Here is a 22,137-nt window from a genome sequence, read left to right as displayed (position 1 = left end):
TGCTGACGGCGTCAGACGGCGTCAGTCGCCCTTCGTGCCGAAGACGATCTCGTCCCAGCTCGGCACCGAGGACCGCTTGGGCCGGCTCGAGCGGCGCGTCGGCTCGGGCGGCGGGGCCGCGCCGCCGTCGTCCTGGTCCCCGGAAGCGGTGCTCCCGGCCGCCGCCGGCGGTTCGGCCGGCACGGCGGGTGCGGGAGTGATCGAGATCTCGCGCGTGGCTGTGCTCACCCCCGGGAACAGCCCGAGATGGCCCTCGGTGCCGTCGCCCCGCGGCTCGAGCCGCGAGAACAGCGAGGTGATCCCGCCCCGCGGCATGGGGGAGTGCTCCGCCTCGCGCGCCCCGGCGCGCGGCGCGGGCAGGTCGTGCGCTGCGTCACGGGTTGCCGGCAGCGCCGGGCCGTGCACCGCTCCGTCCTCGCCCGGGCCGGAGTCCGATGCGTGAGCCTCCGAGGGGCGCGGATGGGCGGCGGGAATGCCGTTGGTCAGCAGGAGCGCGAGCGCATCGTCTCCGTCCTCGTCGACGCCGAGCCGCTGGCCGCGGCGGGCCCGCAGCATGTCGAGCAGCTCGCCCTCGCGGTCCTCGTCCTGCCGTGGCGCGCCGTCCCGGCCCGGGCTCTCGCGCACGACCTCGGCCTCGACGTCGAACGGCCGGTCCGAGACGGCCGCGAGGCGGCGCCTCGGGGCGGGGCCGTCGAGGGGCTCGAGCTCGCTGAGCTGCTGGGCCCAGCGGTTCGCATTCGCGACTGTGCGGTGCATGGGGTGGTACGTCCACATCGCCGGGGGTTCCTCCCCGATCGACAATGGCGCGCCGTCAGGGAGCTCGAAGCGGGCCACGACGGTCCACTGGCCGTCCGGCCTGCGCCACGAGTCCCAGACGACGGAGGAAGCATGCACTCGGTGGAGGGAGAGCCGGTACTCGACCATCTCGCCGAGCGAGACGGGCTGGGACGCCGCGGGCCCGCGCAGGACGTCGTGCGAGGGCAGCCGGCCCGGGACCTCGACGGCCTGGGCGCGGCGCACCATGTGCTCGCGCTCGGCGAGCACGGGGCCCTCGTACCGCTGCACGCGGGCGAGCGGGACGCCGGAGGACTCCGCGACCTCCTCGGCGGTCGCCCCCGCCCGGATCTCCGCCTGGATCTGACGGGGGGACATCATCGGGCCGTCCGCACCCCCGGCCGGGGGACGCTGCGGAGCCGGCCGCGAGACGGCGCGCCGCAGCGCCTCGTCCAGCGGCAGCCGGAACACCTCGCCCGACGCAGCGCTCACGAGCAGGTGGGCGCCGTCGTCGTGCACCCCGACGAGCCGGAGCTGCTGCACATGGTCCTGCGGTTGCTCCCGCATAGAAAGCCTCCAGCCTTGCATTGATCCTGCACAGCACTGTGCCATCCGCGTCCCCGTTTCCCGCTGCACACGCCCGGTGTGCCGCGAAAATTCGGGCGCCCCCGCAAGGCCAGGAGGGCGGGCGGCGGGAGCCTTTTTCGTGTCCGGCGGGGACTCGAGTGGCGTTTTGGGCGCACATCGGGAACAATCTCCCCGTCACTGGGCACAAAATGGGGGCCGAGTGCGTTGGAGTGGACTACGTGGGATGCCACGTGACATGGCTAGCAACCGGAGCGTGAACGAATAACTATGGCGACCGACTACGATGCGCCGCGCAAGAACGAGGAAGAGCTCAGCGAGGATTCGCTCGAGGAGCTGAAGACCCGCCGCACCGACAAGCAGTCCGCGGCGGTCGACGAGGATGAGGCCGAGGCCGCGGACAGCTACGAGCTGCCGGGCGCCGACCTCTCCGGCGAGGAGCTCCTTGTCCGAGTGCTGCCCGCGCAGGCCGATGAGTTCACCTGCGCGTCGTGCTTCCTGGTCCGTCACCGCTCCCAGATCGCCAGGGAGAGGAACGGGCTCCTGTTCTGCAAGGAGTGCGAGGGCTGACATTCCCAGCCGCACTGACAGACCGACAGACCGAGAGGCCCCCGGCGCACCAGCGCCGGGGGCCTCTGTTGGTTCCCGGGGCCTCTATTGGTTCCCGGGCCCCTGGCTCTTCGGCGCCGACCGGGGCTGTGCAGCACGTCGGCCTCCCTGGGCCGCGCGTCTTCCCTGTGATCAGGACGGCGTTCCCGGTGATCAGGACCGTGCTGGGCGTCCCCCCGCAGCCTCGGCCAGGGTCGCGGCGAGCCGGGCGGGCCGCCGCGTGGAGACGAGCCAGTACGGCGTCGTGTCCTCCGGGTCGGTCAGCTCGACACGCACGACGGCGGGGATCCAGCCGCGGATGCACAGGTAGGCGAGCGCGTTGAGCCGCGGCCCGCGCTCGGCGGTGGCGTCCTCGCCGTCGAACGCCTCGACGGCGCCCACGAACTCCAACGGCAGCGACGCTCGGCCCGCCCGGAAGCCCTCGGCCGTGACGGCGACGACCGGCGTCGACGCCACGAGGCCGCCGGCGAGGAGGGCGAAGATCACGGCGGCGGCGATGTAGCCGGCGGCGAGGCTGATGGGCGCGAAGATGAGGATGCCCGCGCCCGAGATGCCGAGGGCGACGAGCCAGACCCACCATGCCGGCCACAGTCGCTCGGAGTAGAGGGCGGGCTGGCCGGTGGGCGCGGATCCGCCGAGGGCCGGCGTCGGGTCGTGAGGCATGGCACCAGCTTTCCATTCCGCGCTCCGGGGGACAAAAGCGCGCACAGCGCCCCCGTGGCCGTGGACGCCAGCGCGGCGCCGACCCGCGGATGCGCGGCCCCGACCGGCGGATGCCGCGGCGCCGGGCTAGAGTGTATGGGTGACAGCGCAGCAGCAGGCCCCCACCGCCCCCGCCGCCGACCGGGAGATTCCCGAGGGTGACTTCCCCGTCTGGGAGCCCACCCTCGACGTCCAGCTCCGCATGCTCGACGACGGCCTCGAGCCGCCGTCGTACGCCCACCCGGGCGACGCGGGAGCCGACCTGCGCGCCCGCGTCGACGTCACGCTCGCCCCGGGCGAGCGGGCCCTCGTGCCGACCGGGGTGAGCATCGCCCTGCCCTTCGGCTACGCCGCGCTCATCCACCCCCGCTCGGGTCTCGCGACCAAGCACGGCCTGACGGTCGTCAACGCCCCCGGCACCGTCGACGCGGGCTACCGCGGCGAGATCGCGGTGACGCTCCTCAACACCGACTCGGCGGTCCCCCTGACACTGCGCCGCGGCGATAGAATCGCCCAGATGGTCATCCAGCGCGTCGAGCACGCGCGGTTCGTCCCCGTCGACGAGCTCTCGGGTACGGTGCGGGGCGCGTCGGGCTTCGGCTCGACCGGCGGATATTCAGCCCAGTAGCGCATGATGCGTCGGCCCGTCATGGCCGCCGCGGGCGGGCCCGAGGCGGGCCGGCAAGACTAAGGAGTTGTGTGGTGCTGTTCGGACGCGGCAAGAATGCCAAGCTCACTGCCGAGGATCCCTCGGTGCTCGGCCAGCCGAATGCCCGGCGGACCGAGCCGGACAAGAGCGGCTATGGCCGCGCCCAGAGGGGGCCCTTCGACGCGAGCGAGGCGAGCACCGACACGGGCTACGTGGACCTCGGCTCGATCCTCGTGCGTCCCACCGAGGGCCTCCAGCTCCGGCTCGAGCTCGAGGAGGCGACGCAGCGGGTCGTCGCCGTCACGATGGACCTCAGCGGTTCGAGCCTCCAGCTCCAGGCCTTCGCCGCCCCCCGCTCCGAGGGGCTGTGGGGCGAGATCCGCGCGCAGATCGCCCAGTCGGTCGCGAGCCAGGGCGGCACCGTCGAGGAGGCCGAGGGCGCCTTCGGGACCGAGCTGCTCGCCCGCCTGCCCGTGGAGTCCTCGGGGGAGCGGCGCACCTACCGGGCCGCGCGCTTCATGGGCGTCGACGGGCCGCGCTGGTTCCTCCGCGGCGTCATCGGCGGGCCGGCGGCTGAAGACCACGGCGCCTCGGCGGCGCTCGAGGAGCTCTTCCGGAACATCGTCGTCGACCGGGGCGAGTCGCCGCTCCCGCCGCGGGAGCTCCTGCCCCTGCGGATCCCCGCTGAAGCCGCGCAGCACGAGGCGAACGGCGCCCCGGGCGCCGGGCCGCGCGCGCCGGAGCCGCCGCAGCGCGGCCCGGAGATCACCCATCGTGGCTGATGGCGGCCGCGTCACCGTGCTCGAGGACTTCCGGTCCCTCCCGCAGCGGGGCCCCGTCTCGGGCCATGGGATCGTCCGCTCGATCACGTATGTCCCCGTCACCGAGCCGCCGCGCGTGAGCGCCGTCGTCGCGGAGGACACGGACCGCCCCGGGCTCGGCCCCGCCCTGTCGCTCATCTGGCTCGGCCGCCGCCGCGTGAGCGGGCTCGGCGCCGGGACGCGGCTGCGGTTCGCGGGCATGCTCGCCCATTACAACGGGGTGCCCACCATCTACAACCCCCGCTACGAGATCCTGGCCCAGGAGGACTGACGTGATTTCCCGCGACGACGGAGCGTCCATCCCGCCGAAACCACCCCACGGCCCCGAAGGGCACGAGCCTTCTGCCCGCGGCGGCGTCCCCATCTCGGGCAGGCCCAGCCCCGAGGACCTCGCGGCGGCGTACGCGGCGAAGGCCGGCCTCCACCGCCACCACGACGGACGCATCGACGTCCTGCGCAGCGCGGGCGGGCTGCGCGGCGTGCTCGAGAGCATCCTGCCCGGGTTCGTGTTCCTCGTGGCCTTCACCATCGCGCGGGACCTCGTGCTCTCCGCGGTCCTCGCCCTCGCCGTCGCGGCCGTGTTCGTCGCCGTGCGGCTCGCCGGCCGGACGCCGCCGACCCAGGCCTTCGCCGGCATCGTGGGCATCGCCGTCTCCGCCGCGCTCGCGCTGTTCACGGGCCGGGCGGAGAACTTCTACGTGACGGGCTTCCTGACCAACGCCGCCTACATCCTCGCGCTCACCGTGTCGATCGCGGTGCGCTGGCCGCTCATGGGGGTCGTGTTCGGCTTCCTCCGCAACGAGGGCGTCCACTGGCGCCAGGACGCCCAGCGCATGCGCCAGTACCGGCTCGGCACGTGGATCATGGTCGCCGTCCTCGGGCTGCGGCTCGTCGTGCAGGTCCCGCTCTACCTCCTCGGCGACGCCGGCCTCGTGGCGCTGGGCGCGACGCGGCTCATCATGGGCGTCCCGCTGTACGCCGTTGGGATCTGGCTCGCTTGGCTCGTCTCGCGGCCCCTGCCCGGGGCGTCCCGGACCTGACGCCAGGGACGTGGGACTCAGCCGTCGAAGGCGTCGTCCTCGTCCTCGGGCTCGGGCACGCGCTCCTCGGCCGGGGCCGCCGTGGTCCTCGGCGCGAGGAGGCGCCGCAGGGCGTCCTCGGCCTCGAGCGTCGTGATGAAGAAGAGCTCGTCGCGGTGGTCGACGACGTCGTCCCGGCTCGGCGAGATCGGCACCTGGTCGCGCAGGATCGCCACGAGCGTGCAGTCGGCTGGCCAGTCGACCTCACCCACCGTCCGCCCGACGATCGAGGCGTCGGCGGGAACGGTGAACTCGACGAGCGAGGCGACCCCCGTCCGCAGCGTCAGGAGGCGCACGACGTCGCCGATCTCGACGGCCTCCTCGACGAGCGCCGTCATGAGCCGCGGCGTGTTGACGGCGACGTCGACGCCCCAGGAGTCGTCGAACATCCAGTCGTTCTTGGGGTTGTTGACGCGGCCGACGGTGCGGCCGACGCCGAACTCGGTCTTGGCCAGGAGCGAGACGACGAGGTTGACCTTGTCGTCGCCGCTCGCGGAGACCACGACGTCGGCCTCGGCGATCTGGGCCTCCTTGAGCGTGCTCAGCTCGCACGCGTCGCCGATGAGCCACTTGGCGCCGCGCAGGCCGCTGCGCCCAATCACCTCGGGCTTCGGGTCAATGAGCAGGACGTCGTGGCCGTGCGCCAGGAGCTCGCGGGCGATCGAGCTGCCGACGCTCCCGGCCCCGGCGATGATGACCTTCACTCGGACTCCTTCGCGGGCGGAGCGGACAGGGCGCGGGCGACCTCGGCGGCGTCGGCGATGTCCATCATGACGTGTACCGTGTCGCCCTCCTGGTAGCTCATCGAGGCCGTGGGGAGGAGCCCCTCGCCGAAGCGCGTGAGGTACGCGACCCGGACGCCGGCGGCCTTCTCGATCGCCGAGAGCGAGTGCCCGAACCATGCCGGGTCGACGTCGACCTCGGTGAGCACGAGCCGGCCGGACGGCTCGCGGAAGTCGCCGGCCACCCCTGACTCGGGGAGGATGCGGCGCAGCACCTGGTCGGCGCTCCACCGCACGGCGGCGACCGTCGGGATGCCAAGACGCTGGTAGATCTCCGCGCGGCCGGGATCGTAGATGCGGGCGACGACGTGCGGGACGTGGAAGGTCTCGCGCGCCACGCGCGTGGCGAGGATGTTGGAGTTGTCCCCGCTCGAGACCGCGGCGAACGCGTAGGCCTCCTCGATGCCGGCCTGCTTCATGGTGTCGCGGTCGAAGCCGATGCCCGTGACCTTGCGGCCCGCGAAGCTGCGGCGGAGCCGGCGGAATGCCCGGTCGTCCTGGTCGATGACCGCCACCGAGTGGCCGGAGTCCTCGAGGGTGTGGGCCAGCGTCACCCCGACACGGCCGCAGCCCATGATCACGTAGTGCGCCATGTCCCCAAATCTACCGCGCCATGACACGGGTGCTCCTTTGCGCATAACGTGTCAGGGTGCTGACGCTTCTGAACTCGGTCAAGCGTGTCTTCGTCGGGAGGGCACTGCGCAACGACCGCCTGGGGCAGACACTCCTGCCCAAGCGCGTCGCGCTCCCCGTCTTCGCCTCCGACGCGCTCTCCTCGGTCGCGTACGCCTCGGACGAGATCCTCCTCACGCTCGCCCTCGCGGGCGTCGCCGCCGTCGCGCTGTCGCCGTGGGTCGGCCTTGCGGTCATCGTGGTCCTCCTCGTCGTCGTCGCCGCCTACCGCGAGAACGTCCGCGCGTACCCCTCGGGCGGCGGGGACTACGAGACGACGACGGTCAACCTCGGCCGCACGGCGGGCCTCACGGTCGCGAGCGCCCTCCTCGTCGACTACGTGCTCACCGTCGCCGTGTCGATCTCCTCGGCGGCGACCTACCTCACGGCGGCCGTCCCCACGCTGCACGGCCGGCAGGCGCTCATCGCCGTCGTCGGCGTCGCCCTCCTCGCGCTCGCCAACCTGCGCGGCATCACGGGCATCGGCGCGCTCTTCGCCCTGCCCGCCTACATCTTCGTCGCGGCCATCCTCGGCATGACCGCGGTGGGCCTCGTGCAGTGGCTCACCGGGACGCTGCGCCCCGCGGAGAGCGCGGCGTTCGACATCGTGCCCGTGCCGGAGTTCGAGCAGGGCCTCGTGGGCGTTGCGGGGGCGCTCCTGCTGCTGCGCGCGTTCTCCTCCGGCGCCGTGGCGGTCACCGGCGTCGAAGCGATCAGCAACAACGTCCCGAGCTTCCGGCCGCCGAAGAGCGCCAACGCGGCCATTACGCTCCTGCTCGTAGGGGCGGTCGCCGCGGTGATGCTCGGCGGTGTGATCTTCCTCGCCAACGCCGCCCAAGTGCACATCGTCCAGGATCCCGCCCGGGAGTTCCTCCTCGACGGACAGCCCCTCCCCGCGGGGTACCTCCAGATGCCCGCGATCGGGCAGATCGCCGAGGCCGTGTTCGGGTCTGGGCACGCCCTGTTCTACATCGTGGTCGCCGCGACGTGTGCGATCCTCGTCTTCGCCTCGAACACGGCCTTCACCGGGTTCCCCGTGCTGGCCTCGATCCTGGCCCAGGAGGGCTACCTCCCGCGGCAGCTGCGCACGCGCGGGGACCGGCTCGCGTTCAGCAACGGCGTCCTCGCCCTCGCGGCCGGGGCGGCGCTGCTCATCCTCGCCTTCAACGCGGACGTGACGAGGCTCATCCAGCTCTACATCGTGGGGGTGTTCGTCTCGTTCACCGCGAGCCAGCTCGGCATGGTGCGGCACTGGGGCCGCGAGCTGCGGCGGCAGCGGGACCGGCCAGGGCGCGTGCGGATCATGCGGTCCCGCGCCGTCAATGCGATCGCGTTCGTCCTCACGGGCCTCGTCCTCGTGATCGTGCTCGTGACGAAGTTCGAGCACGGGGCGTGGATCGCGCTCCTGTCCATGGTCGTCCTGTACCTCATCATGTGGAGCATCCACGCGCACTACGAGAACGTCGCGCGGGAGCTCGCGGTGGGCGACGACGTTTCCGCGCGGGCCCTGCCGAGCCGCGTCCACGCCGTCCTGCTCGTCTCGCACGTGCGCAAGCCCGTCCTGCGGGCCCTCGCCTACGCCCGCGCCTCGCGGCCCTCGACCCTCGACGCCGTGACCGTGGACATCAGCTCCGAGGAGACGGCGCAGACGCTCGCGGACTGGGAGAAGCTCGAGATCCCCGTCCCGCTCACGGTCCTGGCGAGCCCCTTCCGCGAGACGATCACCCCGCTCATGGACTACATCCGCGGCATGCGGCGCGATTCCCCGCGGGACCTCATCGTCGTGTACATCCCCGAGTACGTCGTGGGCAAGTGGTGGGAGCAGCTCGTGCACAACCAGACGGCCCTGCGGATCAAGACCCGGCTCCACTTCGAGCCCGGGGTCATGGTCGCGAGCGTGCCGTGGCAGCTGAAGTCGTCGGAAGAAGCCAGGAGGCTGCAGGAGCTGTGAGCGCCCAGACACCACGCCCGAGAACCGGGGGGAGCGCGGAAGACCGCCAGGACGGGGGAGAGGCCCGGGTCCTTGAGCTGCGGCTGGGCCCCGTGGCACACGGCGGCCACGTCGTGGCCCGCCACGAGGGTCGCGTTGTCTTCGTCCGGCACGGCCTGCCGGGCGAGCTCGTCCGCGCTGCCCTGACCGAGGCCGAACCCGCCGGGAAGTTCTGGCGCGCCGACGTCGTCGAGGTCCTCGAGCCGTCGCCGCACCGCCGCGAGCACGTGTGGGACCTCGCCGACTCGCTGCGGGCCTACGCCGAGGGCCGGCTGCCCGTGGGCGGGGCCGAGTTCGGCCACATCGAGCTCGCCGAGCAGCGCCGGCTCAAGTCCGCCGTCGTGCGGGAGCAGCTCGAGCGCCTCGCGGGGCTCGCGTGGGACGTCGAGGCGGAGGAGGTGCCGCTCGGCGCGGCCGGGGCGGGCGACGGCGGGGGGCTGGGTTGGCGGACCCGGTGCAGCTTCGCCGTCACGCCGGGCGGCCGGCTTGCGATGCACGCCCACCGGTCCGACACGCTCATCCCGGTCGAGGCCATGCCGCTCGCGACCGATGAGATCAACGCCCTGCGCCTGTGGGAGCTGGACCTGCGCGGCGTCGAGCGGCTCGACGTGGCCGCGCCCGCCTCAGGCACGCCGCCGCTCATCGTCTTCATGCTCGCCGACGGGGTCACGCCCGGCCGGCTCCAGGAGGCCCTCGCGGGGCTCGACCCCGCGGTCTCGGCGAGCGCGCTCGCCGCGGGCAGCCGCACCCCGCTGACCATCCGGGGGCGCGGCTGGGTCGCGGAGAACGTGCTCGGCCACCACTACACGGTCACGGGCGACGGCTTCTGGCAGATCCACCGCCGCGCGCCCGAGACCCTCGTCGGCGCCGTGCTCGAGGCGCTCGACGGCGCCCTCGCCCCGGGCGCCCAGGTCGCCGACCTCTATGCCGGCGCGGGGCTGTTCACGGCGCCGCTCGCGGAGGCCGTCGGGCCCTCGGGGCACGTGCTCTCGGTCGAGGGCGCCCCGGGGACGAGCCGCGACGCCCGGCGGACGTTCAAGCGGCGCGAGGAGATCGCCGTCGTCCAGGGCCGGGTCGAGCGGGTGCTGCGCGAGCACGGCCGCCGCGGCGCGTTCGACGCCGTCGTCCTCGACCCGCCACGGGCGGGGGCGGGCAAGGAGGTCGTCCGGCAGCTCGTCGCGGCGGCGCCGCGCGCGATCGCGTACGTCGCGTGCGATCCGGCCTCGTTCGCGCGCGACGTCGGCTGGTTCCGCGACGCGGGCTGGCGGCTCGAGGGGCTGAGGGCGTTCGACCTGTATCCGCAGACGCACCACGTAGAAGTGGTAGGACTGCTGCTGCCCGGCACGTGAGCCGACAGGGATCAGGGAGGGGGAAGGGCGGGTGGTAGGACTGCTGCTGCTGCCCGGCACGTGAGCCTGGCTACATCCCCTCCTGCTGCCAGAAGCCGGGAACTAGGATGGTCGGCGAAGCCATGCGTCCCCCCTCGAGGGCGCACGAGCCCGGGTTAGGCGTGCCTAACTAGAACCGCCATGGTACCGGGACAAAGATGGCTGTGTTGCGAGAGGAGTCCTGCATTGAGCACTGTGGACAGCTTCGGAGCCAAAGGCGTCCTGAACGTCGGCGGAACCGAGTATGAAATTTTCCGGCTGAACTCTGTGGAAGGCCACGAGAGCCTCCCCTTCAGCCTCAAGGTCCTTCTGGAGAACCTGCTCCGCACCGAGGACGGTGCGAACATCACCGCGGACCACATCCGCGCACTCGCCGGCTGGGACCCGAACGCCCAGCCGAACACCGAGATCCAGTTCACCCCCGCCCGCGTCATCATGCAGGACTTCACCGGTGTCCCCTGCGTCGTCGACCTCGCGACAATGCGAGAGGCCGTCAAGGAGCTCGGCGGCGATGCGAAGCGCGTCAACCCGCTGGCACCCGCCGAGATGGTCATCGACCACTCGGTCCAGATCGACGTCTTCGGCAACGCGTCCGCGATCGAGCGGAACATGGAGATCGAGTACCAGCGCAACGGCGAACGCTACCAGTTCCTGCGCTGGGGCCAGACGGCGTTCGACGACTTCAAGGTCGTCCCCCCGGGCATGGGCATCGTGCACCAGGTCAACATCGAGTACCTGGCGCGCACGATCATGACCCGCGAGGTGGACGGAAAGGTTCGCGCCTACCCCGACACGTGCGTCGGCACCGACTCGCACACGACGATGGTGAACGGCCTCGGCGTGCTCGGCTGGGGCGTCGGCGGCATCGAGGCCGAGGCGGCCATGCTCGGCCAGCCCGTCTCGATGCTCATCCCGCGCGTCGTCGGCTTCAAGCTCTCCGGCTCGATCCCCGCCGGGGCGACCGCAACCGACGTCGTCCTCACGATCACCGAGATGCTGCGCAAGCACGGCGTCGTCGGCAAGTTCGTCGAGTTCTACGGCGAGGGCGTCGCGGCCGTGCCGCTCGCCAACCGCGCCACGATCGGCAACATGAGCCCCGAGTTCGGCTCGACCGCGGCCATGTTCCCGATCGACGACGTGACCCTCGACTACCTGCGCCTCACCGGCCGCTCCGAGGAGAATCTCGCCCTCGTCGAGGCCTACTGCAAGGAGCAGGGCCTCTGGCACGACGCGGCCCGCGAGCTGCGCTTCTCCGAGTACCTCGAGCTCGACCTCTCGACCGTCGTGCCCTCGATCTCCGGCCCCAAGCGTCCCCAGGACCGCATCGAGCTCTCCGATGCCAAGGAGCAGTTCCGCAAGGACCTGGACAACTACGTCTCGATCGAGGACGGCAGCATCGACGAGACGATCGCCGAGTCGTTCCCGGCGTCGGACTCGCCGACGACGACCGAGGCCGACAGCCACGTCCACGAGACCGCACGCCTGGCGAACCCGGTCGAGTCGGCCGCGTCCGGCGCGTTCGGACGCCCGTCGCAGCCCGTCCACGTCGCCATGGAGGACGGTCGCCAGTTCGAGCTCGACCACGGCGCCGTGACGATCGCCTCGATCACGTCCTGCACGAACACCTCGAACCCCTCGGTCATGCTCGCGGCGGCCGTCCTGGCCCGCAACGCGGTCAACAAGGGCCTCGCGTCCAAGCCGTGGGTCAAGACCTCCGTTGCCCCCGGCTCGAAGGTCGTCACCGACTACTACGAGAAGTCCGGGCTCATCCCGTACCTCGAGAAGCTCGGCTTCTTCACGGTCGGCTACGGCTGCGCGACCTGCATCGGCAACTCGGGCCCGCTCGAGGCCGAGATCTCCGAGGCCATCCAGGCCAACGACCTCTCCGTCACCGCCGTCCTCTCGGGCAACCGCAACTTCGAGGGCCGCATCAACCCGGACGTGAAGATGAACTACCTCGCGTCCCCGCCGCTCGTCATCGCGTACGCCCTCGCCGGCACGATGGACTTCGACTTCGACGCCGAGGCCCTGGGCCAGGACCAGGCCGGCAACGACGTCTTCCTCAAGGACATCTGGCCGAACCCGTCCGAGGTCCAGCAGGTCATGGACGCCTCGATCGACCAGGACATGTTCACGAAGTCATACGCGACCATCTTCGACGGCGACGACCGCTGGAAGTCCCTCCCGACGCCGACCGGCGACACGTTCGAGTGGGACGACAAGTCCACCTACGTCCGCAAGCCCCCGTACTTCGAGGGCATGAAGGCGCAGCCGGACCCCGTCACCGACATCGAGGGCGCCCGCGTGCTCCTCAAGCTCGGCGACTCGGTCACGACCGACCACATCTCCCCGGCCGGCTCCTTCAAGTCCGAGACCCCGGCGGGCCAGTACCTCCTGGCCAACGGCGTCGAGCGCAAGGACTTCAACTCCTACGGCTCGCGCCGCGGCAACCACGAGGTCATGATCCGCGGCACCTTCGCGAACATCCGCATCAAGAACCAGCTGCTCGACGGGGTCGAGGGCGGGTTCACGAAGGACTTCACGCAGGACGGCGCCCCGCAGGCCTACGTCTACGACGCCGCCATGAACTACCAGGCCGCCGGCACCCCGCTCGTGGTCCTCGCGGGCAAGGAGTACGGCTCCGGCTCCTCCCGCGACTGGGCCGCGAAGGGCACCGCGCTCCTGGGCGTCAAGGCCGTCATCGCCGAGAGCTACGAGCGCATCCACCGCTCGAACCTCATCGGCATGGGCGTCCTGCCGCTGCAGTTCCCGGCGGGGGAGTCGGCCGCGACGCTCGGCCTCACCGGCAACGAGGTCTTCTCGGTCCAGGGCGTGACCGCGCTCAACGAGGGCACGACCCCGTCGACCGTGAAGGTGACCGCGACGGCGGAGGACGGCAGTTCGACGTCCTTCGACGCCGTCGTGCGCATCGACACCCCCGGCGAGGCGGACTACTACCGCAACGGCGGCATCCTGCAGTACGTGCTGCGCCAAATCTCGGCTAGCTGAGAAAACGCGGCCAGCTGAGTGAGCTGACGCCGCGCCAGCGCGCCGCGCCAGCGTGCCAAGGGGGCCCCTGCCTGTGAGGCCGGGGCCCTCGCTGCGCCTACTCCCGCTGCGCGGCAAGAGTGCCGGGGAGGGATGCCGCGAGGCGCTAGAGTGGTTCGTGCACGTTTCGAGCAAGGAGTCGCCCTTGGGCATCTTGGAGTCTGTCGAGGGTCCGCGGGACCTCGCCCGCCTCAGCGCCGAGGACCTCGCGGAGCTAGCGGGGGAGATCCGCGAGTTCCTCATCCGCAACGTGGCGCAGACGGGCGGACACCTCGGCCCGAACCTCGGCGTCGTCGAGCTGACCCTCGCCATCCACCGCGTCTTCGACTCCCCGCGGGACAGCATCGTGTTCGACACGGGCCACCAGTCGTACGTGCACAAGCTCCTCACGGGCCGCAAGGACTTCTCGTCGCTGCGCAAGGAGGGCGGCCTCTCGGGCTATCCGTCGCGCGCAGAGAGCGAGCACGACATCGTCGAGTCCTCGCACGCCTCCTCGTCGCTGTCCTGGGCCGACGGCATCTCGCGCGCGCGCCAGCTCACGGGCGAGGGCGACCGGTACACCGTCGTCGTGATCGGCGACGGCGCGCTCACCGGCGGCATGGCGTGGGAGGCGATCAACAACATCGCAGCGGACAAGCGCCGGCGTGTCGTCATCGTCGTCAACGACAACGGCCGCTCCTACGCGCCGACCGTCGGCGGCATCGCCGACCACCTCGCCTCGCTGCGCCCCACGATCGACAGGGTGCGCACCGCGCCCGCCTACGAAAGCCTTCTCGAGCTCGCCAAGCGCCGCCTCAAGGAGGGCGGGCCCGTCGCGCAGCTCGTGTACAAGAGCCTCCACGCCACGAAGAAGGGCATCAAGGACTGGTGGGCCCCGCAGGGCATGTTCGAGGATCTCGGCCTCAAGTATGTCGGCCCGGTCGACGGCCATGACGAGCGCGCCCTCGAGGAGGCGCTCGCGACGGCGAAGAACTACGCCGGGCCCGTCATCGTCCATGCCCTGACCGAGAAGGGCCATGGCTACGCCCCGGCCCGCAACCACGAGGCCGACCAGTTCCACGCCGTGGGCGTCATCGACCCCGAGACCGGCGAGCCCGCCGAGCCCGGCGGGGGCACCTCCTGGACCTCCGTCTTCGCCGACGAGATCGCCGCGATCGCCGACGAGCGCGAGGACGTCGTCGGCATCACCGGGGCGATGCTCATCCCCGTGGGCCTGCACAAGTTCGCCGCGCGGCACCCGGACCGGGTCTTCGACGTCGGCATCGCCGAGCAGCACGCCGTGGCCTCGGCCGCGGGCCTCGCCTTCGGCGGCCTCCACCCCGTCGTCGCCGTCTACGCGACCTTCCTCAACCGGGCCTACGACCAGCTGCTCATGGACGTGGCCCTCCACCGGGCAGGGGTCACCCTCGTGCTCGACCGCGCGGGCGTCACCGGCCCCGACGGCGCGAGCCACCACGGCCAGTGGGACATGGCGCTCGTCCAGAGCATCCCGGGCCTGCACCTCGCCGCCCCGCGGGACGCGACCCGCCTCCGCGAGGAGCTGCGCGAGGCCGTCGCGGTCGACGACGCCCCCACGGTCGTGCGGTTCTCGAAGGGCACCGTCGGGCCCGAGACCGAGGCGATCGAGCGGCTCGCCGACGGCGTCGACGTGCTCGCCCGGGTCGGGCAGGGCACGCACGACGGCGACGAGGGCGCGGCGGGTGCTGCGGGCACCGCTGACGCCGCCGACGTCCTGCTCGTCTCGGTCGGGGCGATGAGCGAGACCGCCCTTGAGGTCTCCCGCCGGCTTGCCCAGCAGGGCATCAGCTCGACGGTCGTCGACCCGCGCTGGGTCCTGCCGGTCCCGCACAGCGTCATCCGGCTCGCGGCTGCGCACCGGATCGTCGTGTGCCTCGAGGACGGGGTGCGCACGGGCGGCGTCGGGTCCCGGATCCGCCAGGAGATGCGCGCGGCGGGGGTCGACACGGCCCTCAACGAGGTGGGACTCCCGGCGGAGTTCCTCGACCACGGCACCCGCGGGCAGGTGCTCGAGCGCGTGGGCCTCACGCCGCGCCAGATCGCGCACGACATCGTGGCCCAGGTGCTCGGCACGAAGGTGCCCTTCGCCCGGCCCCTCCCGGGCCAGCCGGCCCCCACGACCGGCAGCCTCCCGCAGCTGTGACGGCTGGCACCGGCGACGGCGCGCACCCCGTGCGGACGACCCCCGCGAGCGGCTGGGCCCCGGCCCCGCCCGCCGGAACGGGCACGCCCCGCCCGGGAGAGCTCGTCGTCGCGCGCAACCGCAAGTGGGACGGCTCCGCCCATTGGGTCGTGCCGGGCTTCAGCCTCGGCGAGGACGAGCACGGCTGGTGGATCTACCAGGGCCGGGGCGAGTTCATCTCCCGCCCCGGGGCCGCGCTGCACACGCGCTCCGACGCCGTCCTGCTCGTCCCGCGCATGGGCGGCTACGCCGCGACGTTCTACGACGAGACGAACCCGGGCGACTTCCGCGTCTACGTCGACCTCGCGTGGGATCTCGCGTGGAAGCGCATCGGCGAGCCGGCCGGCGAGGGCCACCCCGGCGTCGTCGAGTTCCACATGGTGGACATGGACCTCGACGTCATCCGCTCGGCCCGCCACGGCGTCTTCGTCGACGATGAGGACGAGTTCGACGAGCACCGCCGCACCATGGCGTACCCCGGCCCGCTCGTGGCCGCGGTGCGCGCCGAGTGCGCGCGCCTCCACCGGGCCGTGCTCGAGGGCACGGGCCCGTTCGACGGGGCCGCCGACGCCTGGATGGCGCGCGGCCGGAAGGAGCACCCATGAGCTACGCCCGCATGTACCGCCGTGCCGAGGACGGCACGCTCGAGTTCCGGGAGGCCTGGCACGACGACGAGGCGCGCCAGTTCGTCGTCAACCACGGCAAGGTCGGCCACGTCTCCGCGACGGAGTCGACGGACGACGTCGGGGCCGAAGCCGCCGAGGGGCTCCTGGCCGCGTTCGAGGCCCAGTGCGACGCCGACGGCTTCGCACTCCTCGGCGAGGACGAGCAGTGGCGCGTCGTCGCCCAGTTCGCGCTCAAGACGGCGTACGGCACCGAGCGGGACCGCCACCTCGAGCGCCAGGCCATCCAGGCCCTCTCGGCCCACCTCGCGTGGCGCGGGCTCGGCACGGTCGAGGGCAGCAGCATCGCCGGGGGGAAGCTCAACGTCTTCACCACGTGCGTCGACGCGGCCAAGGCCGTCGCCGCCGTCAAGACGTGCCTGCGCGAGGCCACGAGCGACTTCACGAAGCTCTCGATCGCGGTCGCCCCCGCCAGCGATCCCGAGGCGTTCAAGCTGCGGCACGCGCCCGCGGGCGTGCGCGGATTCTCCCTCTGAGTACCGCCCGCTCCCTATCCCGCGCGCGGGACGGGCACGAGTAGTCTGGCTGCATGACTGACTACCGCCGCCTCGGCCACTCCGGCCTGACCGTCTCGACCGTCGGCCTCGGCTGCAACAACCTCGGCCGCGCGAACACCCCGACCGCGACGCAGGAGGGCACGGACGCCGTCGTCCACGCCGCGATCGACGCCGGCATCACGCTGTTCGACGTCGCCGACGTCTACGGCGCGGTTCCCGGCCTCAGCGAGGAGATGCTCGGCAGGGCCCTGGCCGGCCAGCGCGACGACGTCGTCATCGCGACCAAGTTCGGCATGGACATGCACGGGGCCAACGGCCGTGACTTCGGCGCCCGCGGCTCGCGCCGGTACATCCGCCAGGCCGTCGAGGCCTCGCTGCGCCGCCTCGGCACCGACCGGATCGACCTGTACCAGTACCACACCCCGGACCCGTCGACGCCGATCGAGGAGACGCTCGCAGCCCTCGACGACCTCGTGCACGAGGGCAAGGTGCTCTACATCGGCCACTCGAACCGGGCGGGCTGGCAGATCGCCGAGGCCGAGTTCGCGGCGCGCATCGGCGGCTGGACCCCCTTCGTCTCGAGCCAGAACCACTACAACCTCCTCGACCGGCGGGCCGAGCTCGAGGTGACCGAGGCGGCGGAGGCGTACGGGCTCGGCGTCCTGCCCTACTTCCCGCTCGCGAACGGCCTGCTCACCGGCAAGTACTCGCGCGGGAGTGCCCCCGAGGGGTCGCGCCTGTCGCACACGCGCACGAATCTCGTGCACGACGCCGACTGGGAGCAGCTCGACAGGTTCTCGGCCTTCGCCGAGGAGCGGGGGCTGACCGAGCTGCAGGTCGCGTTCTCGTGGCTCGCCGCCCAGCCGTCCGTCGCGAGCGTCATCGCGGGTGCCACCAGGCCCGAGCAGATCCGCGAGAACGCAGAGGCCGCCTCCTGGCAGCCGAGCGACGAGGACCTCGCCGAGCTCGACGACATCTTCCCGCGCATCCCCAAGGTCGCGCTCTTCTAGCCGTGGCCGCCCGGACTCCTCCGCCGGCTCCTCCGCCATGGCCGTGATGAACGAGGCGTCCCGCCCCGTGGCGCAGGAACCCTCGCGGGCGCCCGTGTCGCTGCTCGTGGACTGCGACACCGGCATCGACGACGCCCTCGCGCTCGTGTACCTGTGCAGCCAGCCGCACGTCGAGCTCGCCGCGGTCACGGCGACGCCCGGCAACGTCGGCGTGGACCAGGTGGCGCGCAACACGCTCGCGGTCCTCGAACTGTGCGGGCGGGGCGACGTCCCCGTCGCCGTCGGGGCGCGCGCCCCGCTGCGCGTGCCGCTCGTCACGTCCCCCGAGACCCACGGCCCCCAGGGCATCGGCCACGCCGAGCTCCCGCCGCCGCGCCGCGCGCCCGAGCCGCGCGACGCCGTCGGTCTCTGGGTCGAGCTCGCCCGGGCGCGCCCGGGCGAGCTCACCGCCCTCCTGACGGCGCCCCTGACCAACTTCGCCCTCGCCCTGCGCGCCGAGCCGCGCCTGCCCGAGCTGCTCGCCGGCGTCGTCATCATGGGTGGCGCCTACAACCACCAGGGCAACACGACGCCGACGGCCGAGTGGAACACGCACGTCGACCCGCACGCGGCCGCCGAGGTGTTCGCCGCCTACGCGGGCCAGCCGCCCGGGCGGCTCCCGGTCGTCTGCGCGCTCGAGGTGACCGAGCGGATCGAGATGCGCCCCGAGCACGTCGCGGCCCTCGCCGAGGCGGCCCGCTGCGCCGGGCCCGAGCTCGTCCTCCCGGACCAGGCCGAGGGGACGCGCAGCCGCGCGTCCAGCCCGCTCGTGCGTCACGTGAGCGACATGCTCCGCTTCTACTTCGAGTTCCACCGCCGCTACGACCAGGGCTACATCGCGCACGTGCACGACTACTTCGCCGCGAGCGTCGCCGCCGGGACCGCCCGCTACGCGGCGCGGGCCGCGGCGGTGCACGTCGAGACCGAGGCGCGCCGGCTCGTCGGCACGACCGTGGCCGACTTCCGCGGACTCTGGGGCGAGCCGCCGAGCGCGCGGATCGTGAGCGAGAACCATCCCGAGGAGGCCTTCGCCGAGCTCGTCTCTGCCGTCGGGGCCCTCGCCCGGCGGCTCGGCTAGGCCGCGGCTCGGCTCGCCCGGCTCGGCTCGCCCGGCGGCTCCGCGAGGCGGGCCCTCGGCTAGACTGTGGCGTGCGCGCGAGCGCACCGTCGCCGAGGTGACATAGGCGTCCCGCCCCTGCCAGCACCCACCGCAAGGACGTGCCCGCCATGTCGCACCCCCTGACCGCCGAGGCACCCCGGCGCTCGCCCCTGAGGACGGTCCTGACCGTGCTCGGCGCCCTCGCCGCGGCCGCCACCTTCGTCTTCCTCATCCTCACGCAGCCCGGCGAGCCCGTGGACGCGCCGTCGGCCTCCGCGACGCTCATCGCGCTCACGGGCTACGGGATCGCGACCGTGCTCCTGTTCGTCGGGATCCTCCCGACGCTCCCGACCGCGACGCTCGCCCTCATCCCCGTGGCCCTCGTGCTCAACATCGTCCTGGGCCAGTTCGTCGGCACGGCCCTCGTGCCCATCTACCTCGACTCGATCGGCACGGTCCTCGTGGCCTTCCTCGCCGGGCCCGCGGCGGGAGCCGCGACCGGCCTCCTGAGCACGATCGTGTGGTCGTTCTTCAACCCGACGCTCATCCCCTTCGCGGCCGGCGCGGCGGTGATCGGCTGCCTGGCCGGGCTCGCCGCCCGCTGGGGCGCGGTCCGGCGCCTCTGGTGGCTGCCCCTCGCGGCCCTCGCGACGGGCTTCGCCGCCGCGTTCATCGGCACCACGGTCGCCCTGGCCGTGTACGGCGGGACCGCCACCGGGGCGACCGGGGCGGTCATCGCCGTCTTCCGCGCGGCCGGTGACGGGCTCGCCGAATCCGTCCTCAAGGGCGCGATCCTCTCCGACCTCGTGGACAAGCTCGTGACGTTCGCCGCAGCGGCCGCGCTTGCCTACGCCCTCCCGCGCCGCGCAACCCAGCGGTTCGAGTTCGTCCGGCGCCACCGGGTCCTCGCGGCCCCGCGCAAGGCCCGCGACTCCGAGGCGGCGCCCGCTGCCTGACGTCCCCACGCCGGCGGCCCCGCCCGAGGCAGAGCCCGCGGGCCGCGGCGGGCTCAACCCCCTGACCGGGCTCGCCCTCGCGGGGACCGGCGCGGTCGCGTGCCTTGCGTGGGCGCATTGGTCCGTGTGGCTCGCCGCGCTCGCCGCGGCCGGAGCGGCCGCCGTGCGGGCTGGCACCGCCAGCAGGGTCGCCGCTGCCGGCGCGGCCGTCGTCGTGCCGTTCGCGCTGTGGGCCCTAGCGATCCACGGCCTGTTCTTCCCCGAGGGCCGCACCGTGCTCGCCGAGCTCGGCCCCGCCCGCGTGACCGCCGAGGGCCTCGCCTACGCGGCGGCCTTCGTCCTGCGCACCGCCGCCCTCGCCGCCGTCATGCTCGCCTTCTCGCTCTGGGCTGACGTGGGCCTGCTCCGCGCGGCGCTCGTCCGCCGCGGCGTCCCCGCGCAGCTCGGCTACGTGCTCGCGGCCACGCTCGGGCTCGCGGCGGCGGTCTCGGACAGGCTGCGCCGCATCCGCGAGGCGCAGGAGGCCCGCGGGCTCGTGGTCCGGCGCGGGCCGGGCGGGCGGCTCCTCGCGGCGCGGCTGCAGGCCGTGCCCCTCGTGCTCGCCCTCGTGGACGAGGCGGGCGAGCGCGCGGTCGCCCTCGAGGCGCGCGGCCAGTCCCTGCCCGGGCAGCGCACGGCGTACCGCGCCGAGCCGGACTCACCGGCCCAGCGCGCTCTGCGCTGGGCCCTCGCCGCGGCGAGCGCGGCGATCGTGGCCTCCGTCGTCGTCCCCGCCATCGCCGGGGCGGCGGCGTGAGCGGACAGGCCTCAGCCGATGCGGGCGGCGCGGGCCAGCCCGCGCTCTCGGCGCACGTGCGGCGCTTCGCGTACGACGACGGCGGGCCGGCCGTGCTGCGCGACCTCCGGCTCGCGCTGTGGCCGGGGACGCTGACCGCAGTTCTCGGCGCGTCGGGCAGCGGGACGTCGACGCTCGCGAAGATCCTCGCGGGCTGGGCCCTGGCGGGCGGGCACGGGCGGCTCGAGGGGAGCCTCGAGCTCGCGGCCTCGGGCGCGGCCGGCGCGCTGGCCTTCAGGGGCGGCCCCGACGATCCACGGCTCCGGCTCGGCGCCTGGGGCGCACATGTCGCCTACGTCCCGCAGCGCGCCGCCGACCTCCTCACGGGTGCCGCGCCCACCGTGGGGGAGGAGCTCGCCTTCTCGCTCGAGCAGCGCGGCGTCCCCCGCCCCGAGATGCGCGCGCGCGTGGCGGACGCGGCCGATGCGGCGGGCCTCGCGGACCTCCTCGGGCGGAGCCCGCAGCGCCTCTCGGGCGGCGAGCAGCGCCGGCTCGCGATCGGCTGCGCGCTCGTGGACCGGCCCGGGGTCCTGCTCCTCGATGACCCCGAGGCGTCCCTCGATGCCGCCGGCCTCGCGGCCCTGGCCGCCGTCGTGGACGGCGCCCTCGCCGCCGGCACCGCCGTCGCGGTCTTCGGCGCGTGCGCGGGGGCGCTCGCGCGGCGGGCACGGCACATGCTCGTGCTCGGCGGCGGGACGGCGGTCGCCTCTGGACCCCCGGGCGAGGTCCTGGTCTCCCGTGCCTTCGCGAGCTCGGGCGTCCTGCCCCGGGACCCCGGGGACGGCGGGTCCGACGGGCCCGCCATCCGCGAGTCCGACGCCGCAGCCGAGCCGCCCGGGCAGAACCGGGCCGGGCAGAACCGGGCCGGGCAGAACCGGGACGCACCGGCGGGGACCGATGGCACGCCTGCCGCCCGTCCCGCGGGCGGGGAGCCATTCGCCGAGCTCGAGGCCGTGCGCTTCGCCTACCCGGAGCGCGACGGCGGCTCCCGCCCGCGCCGCCGCGGCCTGCGGAGGCCACCCGGACGGGCCCAGCACTCCGTGCGGGCGGTCCTCGACGGCGCCTCCCTGGCCGTGCGGCCGGGGGAGGTCGTGGCCCTCACGGGCCCGAACGGGGCCGGGAAGTCGACGGCCCTGCGCACCCTCGCCGGCCTCCTGCGCCCCGACGCCGGGACAGTCAGGATCGCTGGCCGCGACATCGCCGGGCTGCCCGCGGGGGCCGTCGCCGCGCACGCCGGCACCCTGTTCCAGGACCCGCGGGACCAGCTCTTGGAGCGCACGGCCCTCGCCGAGGTCACGTTCGGCCTGGGCCGCCTCGGCCTCTCCCGCGACGCCGCCCGCGCCCGCGCGCTCGAGGCCCTTGCCGCCGTCGGGCTCGCCGACGAGGCTGGCGCACACCCGTACGAGCTCCCAGCGGCCCGGCAGCGCCTGCTCGCGCTCGCGACGGTCCTCGCCCGCCGCCCCCGCGTCCTGCTCCTCGACGAGCCGACCGCCGGGCTCGACCGCCCGGGCCTGCGGCTGCTCGAGGCGGCGGTGGCACACGCCGCCACGGAGGGCGCCGCCATCGTCCTGACGACCCACGCGCTGCCCTGGGCGCAACGGATCGCCCACCGCGTGCTCACGCTCGAGTCCGGGCGCCTCACGCGCGTGGAGTCCGGGCCCATCCGGTAGGGTCAATCGCTGTGGCACCCCCACGCGCGGCGGGGCCCGGAGGAGGGGA

At 73.5% G+C, this 22,137-nt stretch carries 20 protein-coding genes; 16 read left to right on the top strand and 4 right to left on the bottom strand.

Annotated elements, in window-relative coordinates; genetic code table 11:
- Positions 1–21 precede the first annotated feature (21 nt).
- On the bottom strand, positions 22–1,341 hold the full coding sequence (gene sepH, locus BV907_RS04995) for a septation protein SepH (RefSeq protein ID WP_245827800.1): 1,320 nt from the start codon (positions 1,339–1,341) through the stop codon (positions 22–24).
- A 288-nt stretch (positions 1,342–1,629) separates the two neighbouring features.
- Between sepH and BV907_RS04990 the strand changes: the two genes are divergently transcribed.
- Positions 1,630–1,929 (top strand): DUF4193 domain-containing protein, encoded by a 300-nt coding sequence (locus BV907_RS04990; RefSeq protein ID WP_077488610.1) that lies wholly within the window; start codon positions 1,630–1,632, stop codon positions 1,927–1,929.
- A gap of 192 nt (positions 1,930–2,121) precedes the next feature.
- Here the strand turns inward: BV907_RS04990 and BV907_RS04985 are convergent, their stop codons facing one another.
- Positions 2,122–2,631, bottom strand: coding sequence for a DUF3093 domain-containing protein (locus tag BV907_RS04985; protein WP_077488609.1), 510 nt, complete (start codon positions 2,629–2,631; stop codon positions 2,122–2,124).
- A 187-nt stretch (positions 2,632–2,818) separates the two neighbouring features.
- Between BV907_RS04985 and dut the strand changes: the two genes are divergently transcribed.
- The 4 genes from dut to BV907_RS04965 all read left to right on the top strand — a co-directional run bounded on the left by dut (position 2,819) and on the right by BV907_RS04965 (position 5,180).
- The gene (gene dut / locus BV907_RS04980) at positions 2,819–3,298 is read left to right on the top strand and encodes a dUTP diphosphatase (protein WP_245827808.1); all 480 of its coding nucleotides are present in this window, start codon (positions 2,819–2,821) and stop codon (positions 3,296–3,298) included.
- 74 nt (positions 3,299–3,372) lie between these two features.
- Entirely contained in the window at positions 3,373–4,101 is a 729-nt protein-coding gene (locus tag BV907_RS04975) for a DUF3710 domain-containing protein (RefSeq protein WP_077488672.1), read from the top strand.
- Complete coding sequence (locus BV907_RS04970) at positions 4,094–4,411, top strand: single stranded DNA-binding domain-containing protein (RefSeq protein ID WP_245827799.1); 318 nt, start codon at positions 4,094–4,096, stop codon at positions 4,409–4,411. The genes BV907_RS04975 and BV907_RS04970 overlap by 8 nt, the downstream gene beginning before the upstream one ends.
- Before the next feature lies 1 nt (position 4,412).
- Entirely contained in the window at positions 4,413–5,180 is a 768-nt protein-coding gene (locus BV907_RS04965) for a DUF3159 domain-containing protein (RefSeq protein ID WP_077488607.1), read from the top strand.
- A 17-nt stretch (positions 5,181–5,197) separates the two neighbouring features.
- Here BV907_RS04965 and BV907_RS04960 read toward each other — a convergent pair whose 3' ends face one another.
- On the bottom strand, positions 5,198–5,923 hold the full coding sequence (locus tag BV907_RS04960) for a potassium channel family protein (RefSeq protein WP_077488606.1): 726 nt from the start codon (positions 5,921–5,923) through the stop codon (positions 5,198–5,200).
- On the bottom strand, positions 5,920–6,594 hold the full coding sequence (locus tag BV907_RS04955) for a potassium channel family protein (RefSeq protein WP_077488605.1): 675 nt from the start codon (positions 6,592–6,594) through the stop codon (positions 5,920–5,922). The genes BV907_RS04960 and BV907_RS04955 overlap by 4 nt, the downstream gene beginning before the upstream one ends.
- A gap of 56 nt (positions 6,595–6,650) precedes the next feature.
- On the opposite strand from BV907_RS04955, the gene BV907_RS04950 reads away from it, so the two are divergent.
- The 11 genes from BV907_RS04950 (at position 6,651) to BV907_RS04900 (ending at position 22,088) form a co-directional block, all read left to right on the top strand.
- Positions 6,651–8,624 (top strand): APC family permease, encoded by a 1,974-nt coding sequence (locus tag BV907_RS04950; RefSeq protein WP_077488604.1) that lies wholly within the window; start codon positions 6,651–6,653, stop codon positions 8,622–8,624.
- Positions 8,625–8,716: 92 nt separating this feature from the next.
- Positions 8,717–10,012 carry a class I SAM-dependent RNA methyltransferase gene (locus tag BV907_RS04945; protein WP_425441604.1) on the top strand — a complete coding sequence of 432 codons (1,296 nt, stop codon included), beginning with the start codon at positions 8,717–8,719 and terminating at the stop codon, positions 10,010–10,012.
- Between the two features lie 225 nt (positions 10,013–10,237).
- Positions 10,238–13,060: an aconitate hydratase gene (locus BV907_RS04940; protein WP_077488603.1), complete on the top strand. Its 2,823-nt coding sequence runs from the start codon at positions 10,238–10,240 to the stop codon at positions 13,058–13,060.
- A gap of 184 nt (positions 13,061–13,244) precedes the next feature.
- Positions 13,245–15,260, top strand: a complete 2,016-nt coding sequence (gene dxs / locus BV907_RS04935; RefSeq protein WP_077488602.1) for a 1-deoxy-D-xylulose-5-phosphate synthase — start codon at positions 13,245–13,247, stop codon at positions 15,258–15,260.
- Between the two features lie 29 nt (positions 15,261–15,289).
- Positions 15,290–15,904, top strand: a complete 615-nt coding sequence (locus BV907_RS04930; protein ID WP_077488669.1) for a DUF402 domain-containing protein — start codon at positions 15,290–15,292, stop codon at positions 15,902–15,904.
- Positions 15,901–16,458: a hypothetical protein gene (locus BV907_RS04925; RefSeq protein WP_077488601.1), complete on the top strand. Its 558-nt coding sequence runs from the start codon at positions 15,901–15,903 to the stop codon at positions 16,456–16,458. Before BV907_RS04930 ends, BV907_RS04925 begins: the two co-directional genes overlap by 4 nt.
- A gap of 53 nt (positions 16,459–16,511) precedes the next feature.
- On the top strand, positions 16,512–17,489 hold the full coding sequence (locus tag BV907_RS04920; protein WP_077488600.1) for an aldo/keto reductase: 978 nt from the start codon (positions 16,512–16,514) through the stop codon (positions 17,487–17,489).
- Between the two features lie 46 nt (positions 17,490–17,535).
- Entirely contained in the window at positions 17,536–18,606 is a 1,071-nt protein-coding gene (locus BV907_RS04915) for a nucleoside hydrolase (protein WP_077488668.1), read from the top strand.
- A 149-nt stretch (positions 18,607–18,755) separates the two neighbouring features.
- Positions 18,756–19,583, top strand: a complete 828-nt coding sequence (locus tag BV907_RS04910; RefSeq protein WP_077488599.1) for a glycosyl transferase family 9 — start codon at positions 18,756–18,758, stop codon at positions 19,581–19,583.
- Positions 19,576–20,379 (top strand): CbiQ family ECF transporter T component, encoded by an 804-nt coding sequence (locus BV907_RS04905; RefSeq protein ID WP_077488667.1) that lies wholly within the window; start codon positions 19,576–19,578, stop codon positions 20,377–20,379. The genes BV907_RS04910 and BV907_RS04905 overlap by 8 nt, the downstream gene beginning before the upstream one ends.
- Positions 20,376–22,088 carry an ATP-binding cassette domain-containing protein gene (locus tag BV907_RS04900; protein ID WP_077488598.1) on the top strand — a complete coding sequence of 571 codons (1,713 nt, stop codon included), beginning with the start codon at positions 20,376–20,378 and terminating at the stop codon, positions 22,086–22,088. Before BV907_RS04905 ends, BV907_RS04900 begins: the two co-directional genes overlap by 4 nt.
- Positions 22,089–22,137: the final 49 nt, after the last annotated feature.

The organism is Sinomonas mesophila (assembly GCF_001999765.1).
GTDB classification, from domain to species: domain Bacteria; phylum Actinomycetota; class Actinomycetes; order Actinomycetales; family Micrococcaceae; genus Sinomonas; species Sinomonas mesophila.
This window is presented reverse-complemented; position numbering and strand designations above follow the sequence as displayed.

Excerpts from the sequence above, each read along its gene's own strand:
- sepH (WP_245827800.1), bottom strand. The coding sequence starts at position 1,341 with ATGCGGGAGCAACCGCAGGACCATGTGCAGCAGCTCCGGCTCGTCGGG.
- BV907_RS04990 (WP_077488610.1), top strand. The coding sequence starts at position 1,630 with ATGGCGACCGACTACGATGCGCCGCGCAAGAACGAGGAAGAGCTCAGC.
- BV907_RS04985 (WP_077488609.1), bottom strand. The coding sequence starts at position 2,631 with ATGCCTCACGACCCGACGCCGGCCCTCGGCGGATCCGCGCCCACCGGC.
- BV907_RS04955 (WP_077488605.1), bottom strand. The coding sequence starts at position 6,594 with ATGGCGCACTACGTGATCATGGGCTGCGGCCGTGTCGGGGTGACGCTG.
- BV907_RS04925 (WP_077488601.1), top strand. The coding sequence starts at position 15,901 with ATGAGCTACGCCCGCATGTACCGCCGTGCCGAGGACGGCACGCTCGAG.
- BV907_RS04920 (WP_077488600.1), top strand. The coding sequence starts at position 16,512 with ATGACTGACTACCGCCGCCTCGGCCACTCCGGCCTGACCGTCTCGACC.
- BV907_RS04915 (WP_077488668.1), top strand. The coding sequence starts at position 17,536 with ATGAACGAGGCGTCCCGCCCCGTGGCGCAGGAACCCTCGCGGGCGCCC.
- BV907_RS04910 (WP_077488599.1), top strand. The coding sequence starts at position 18,756 with ATGTCGCACCCCCTGACCGCCGAGGCACCCCGGCGCTCGCCCCTGAGG.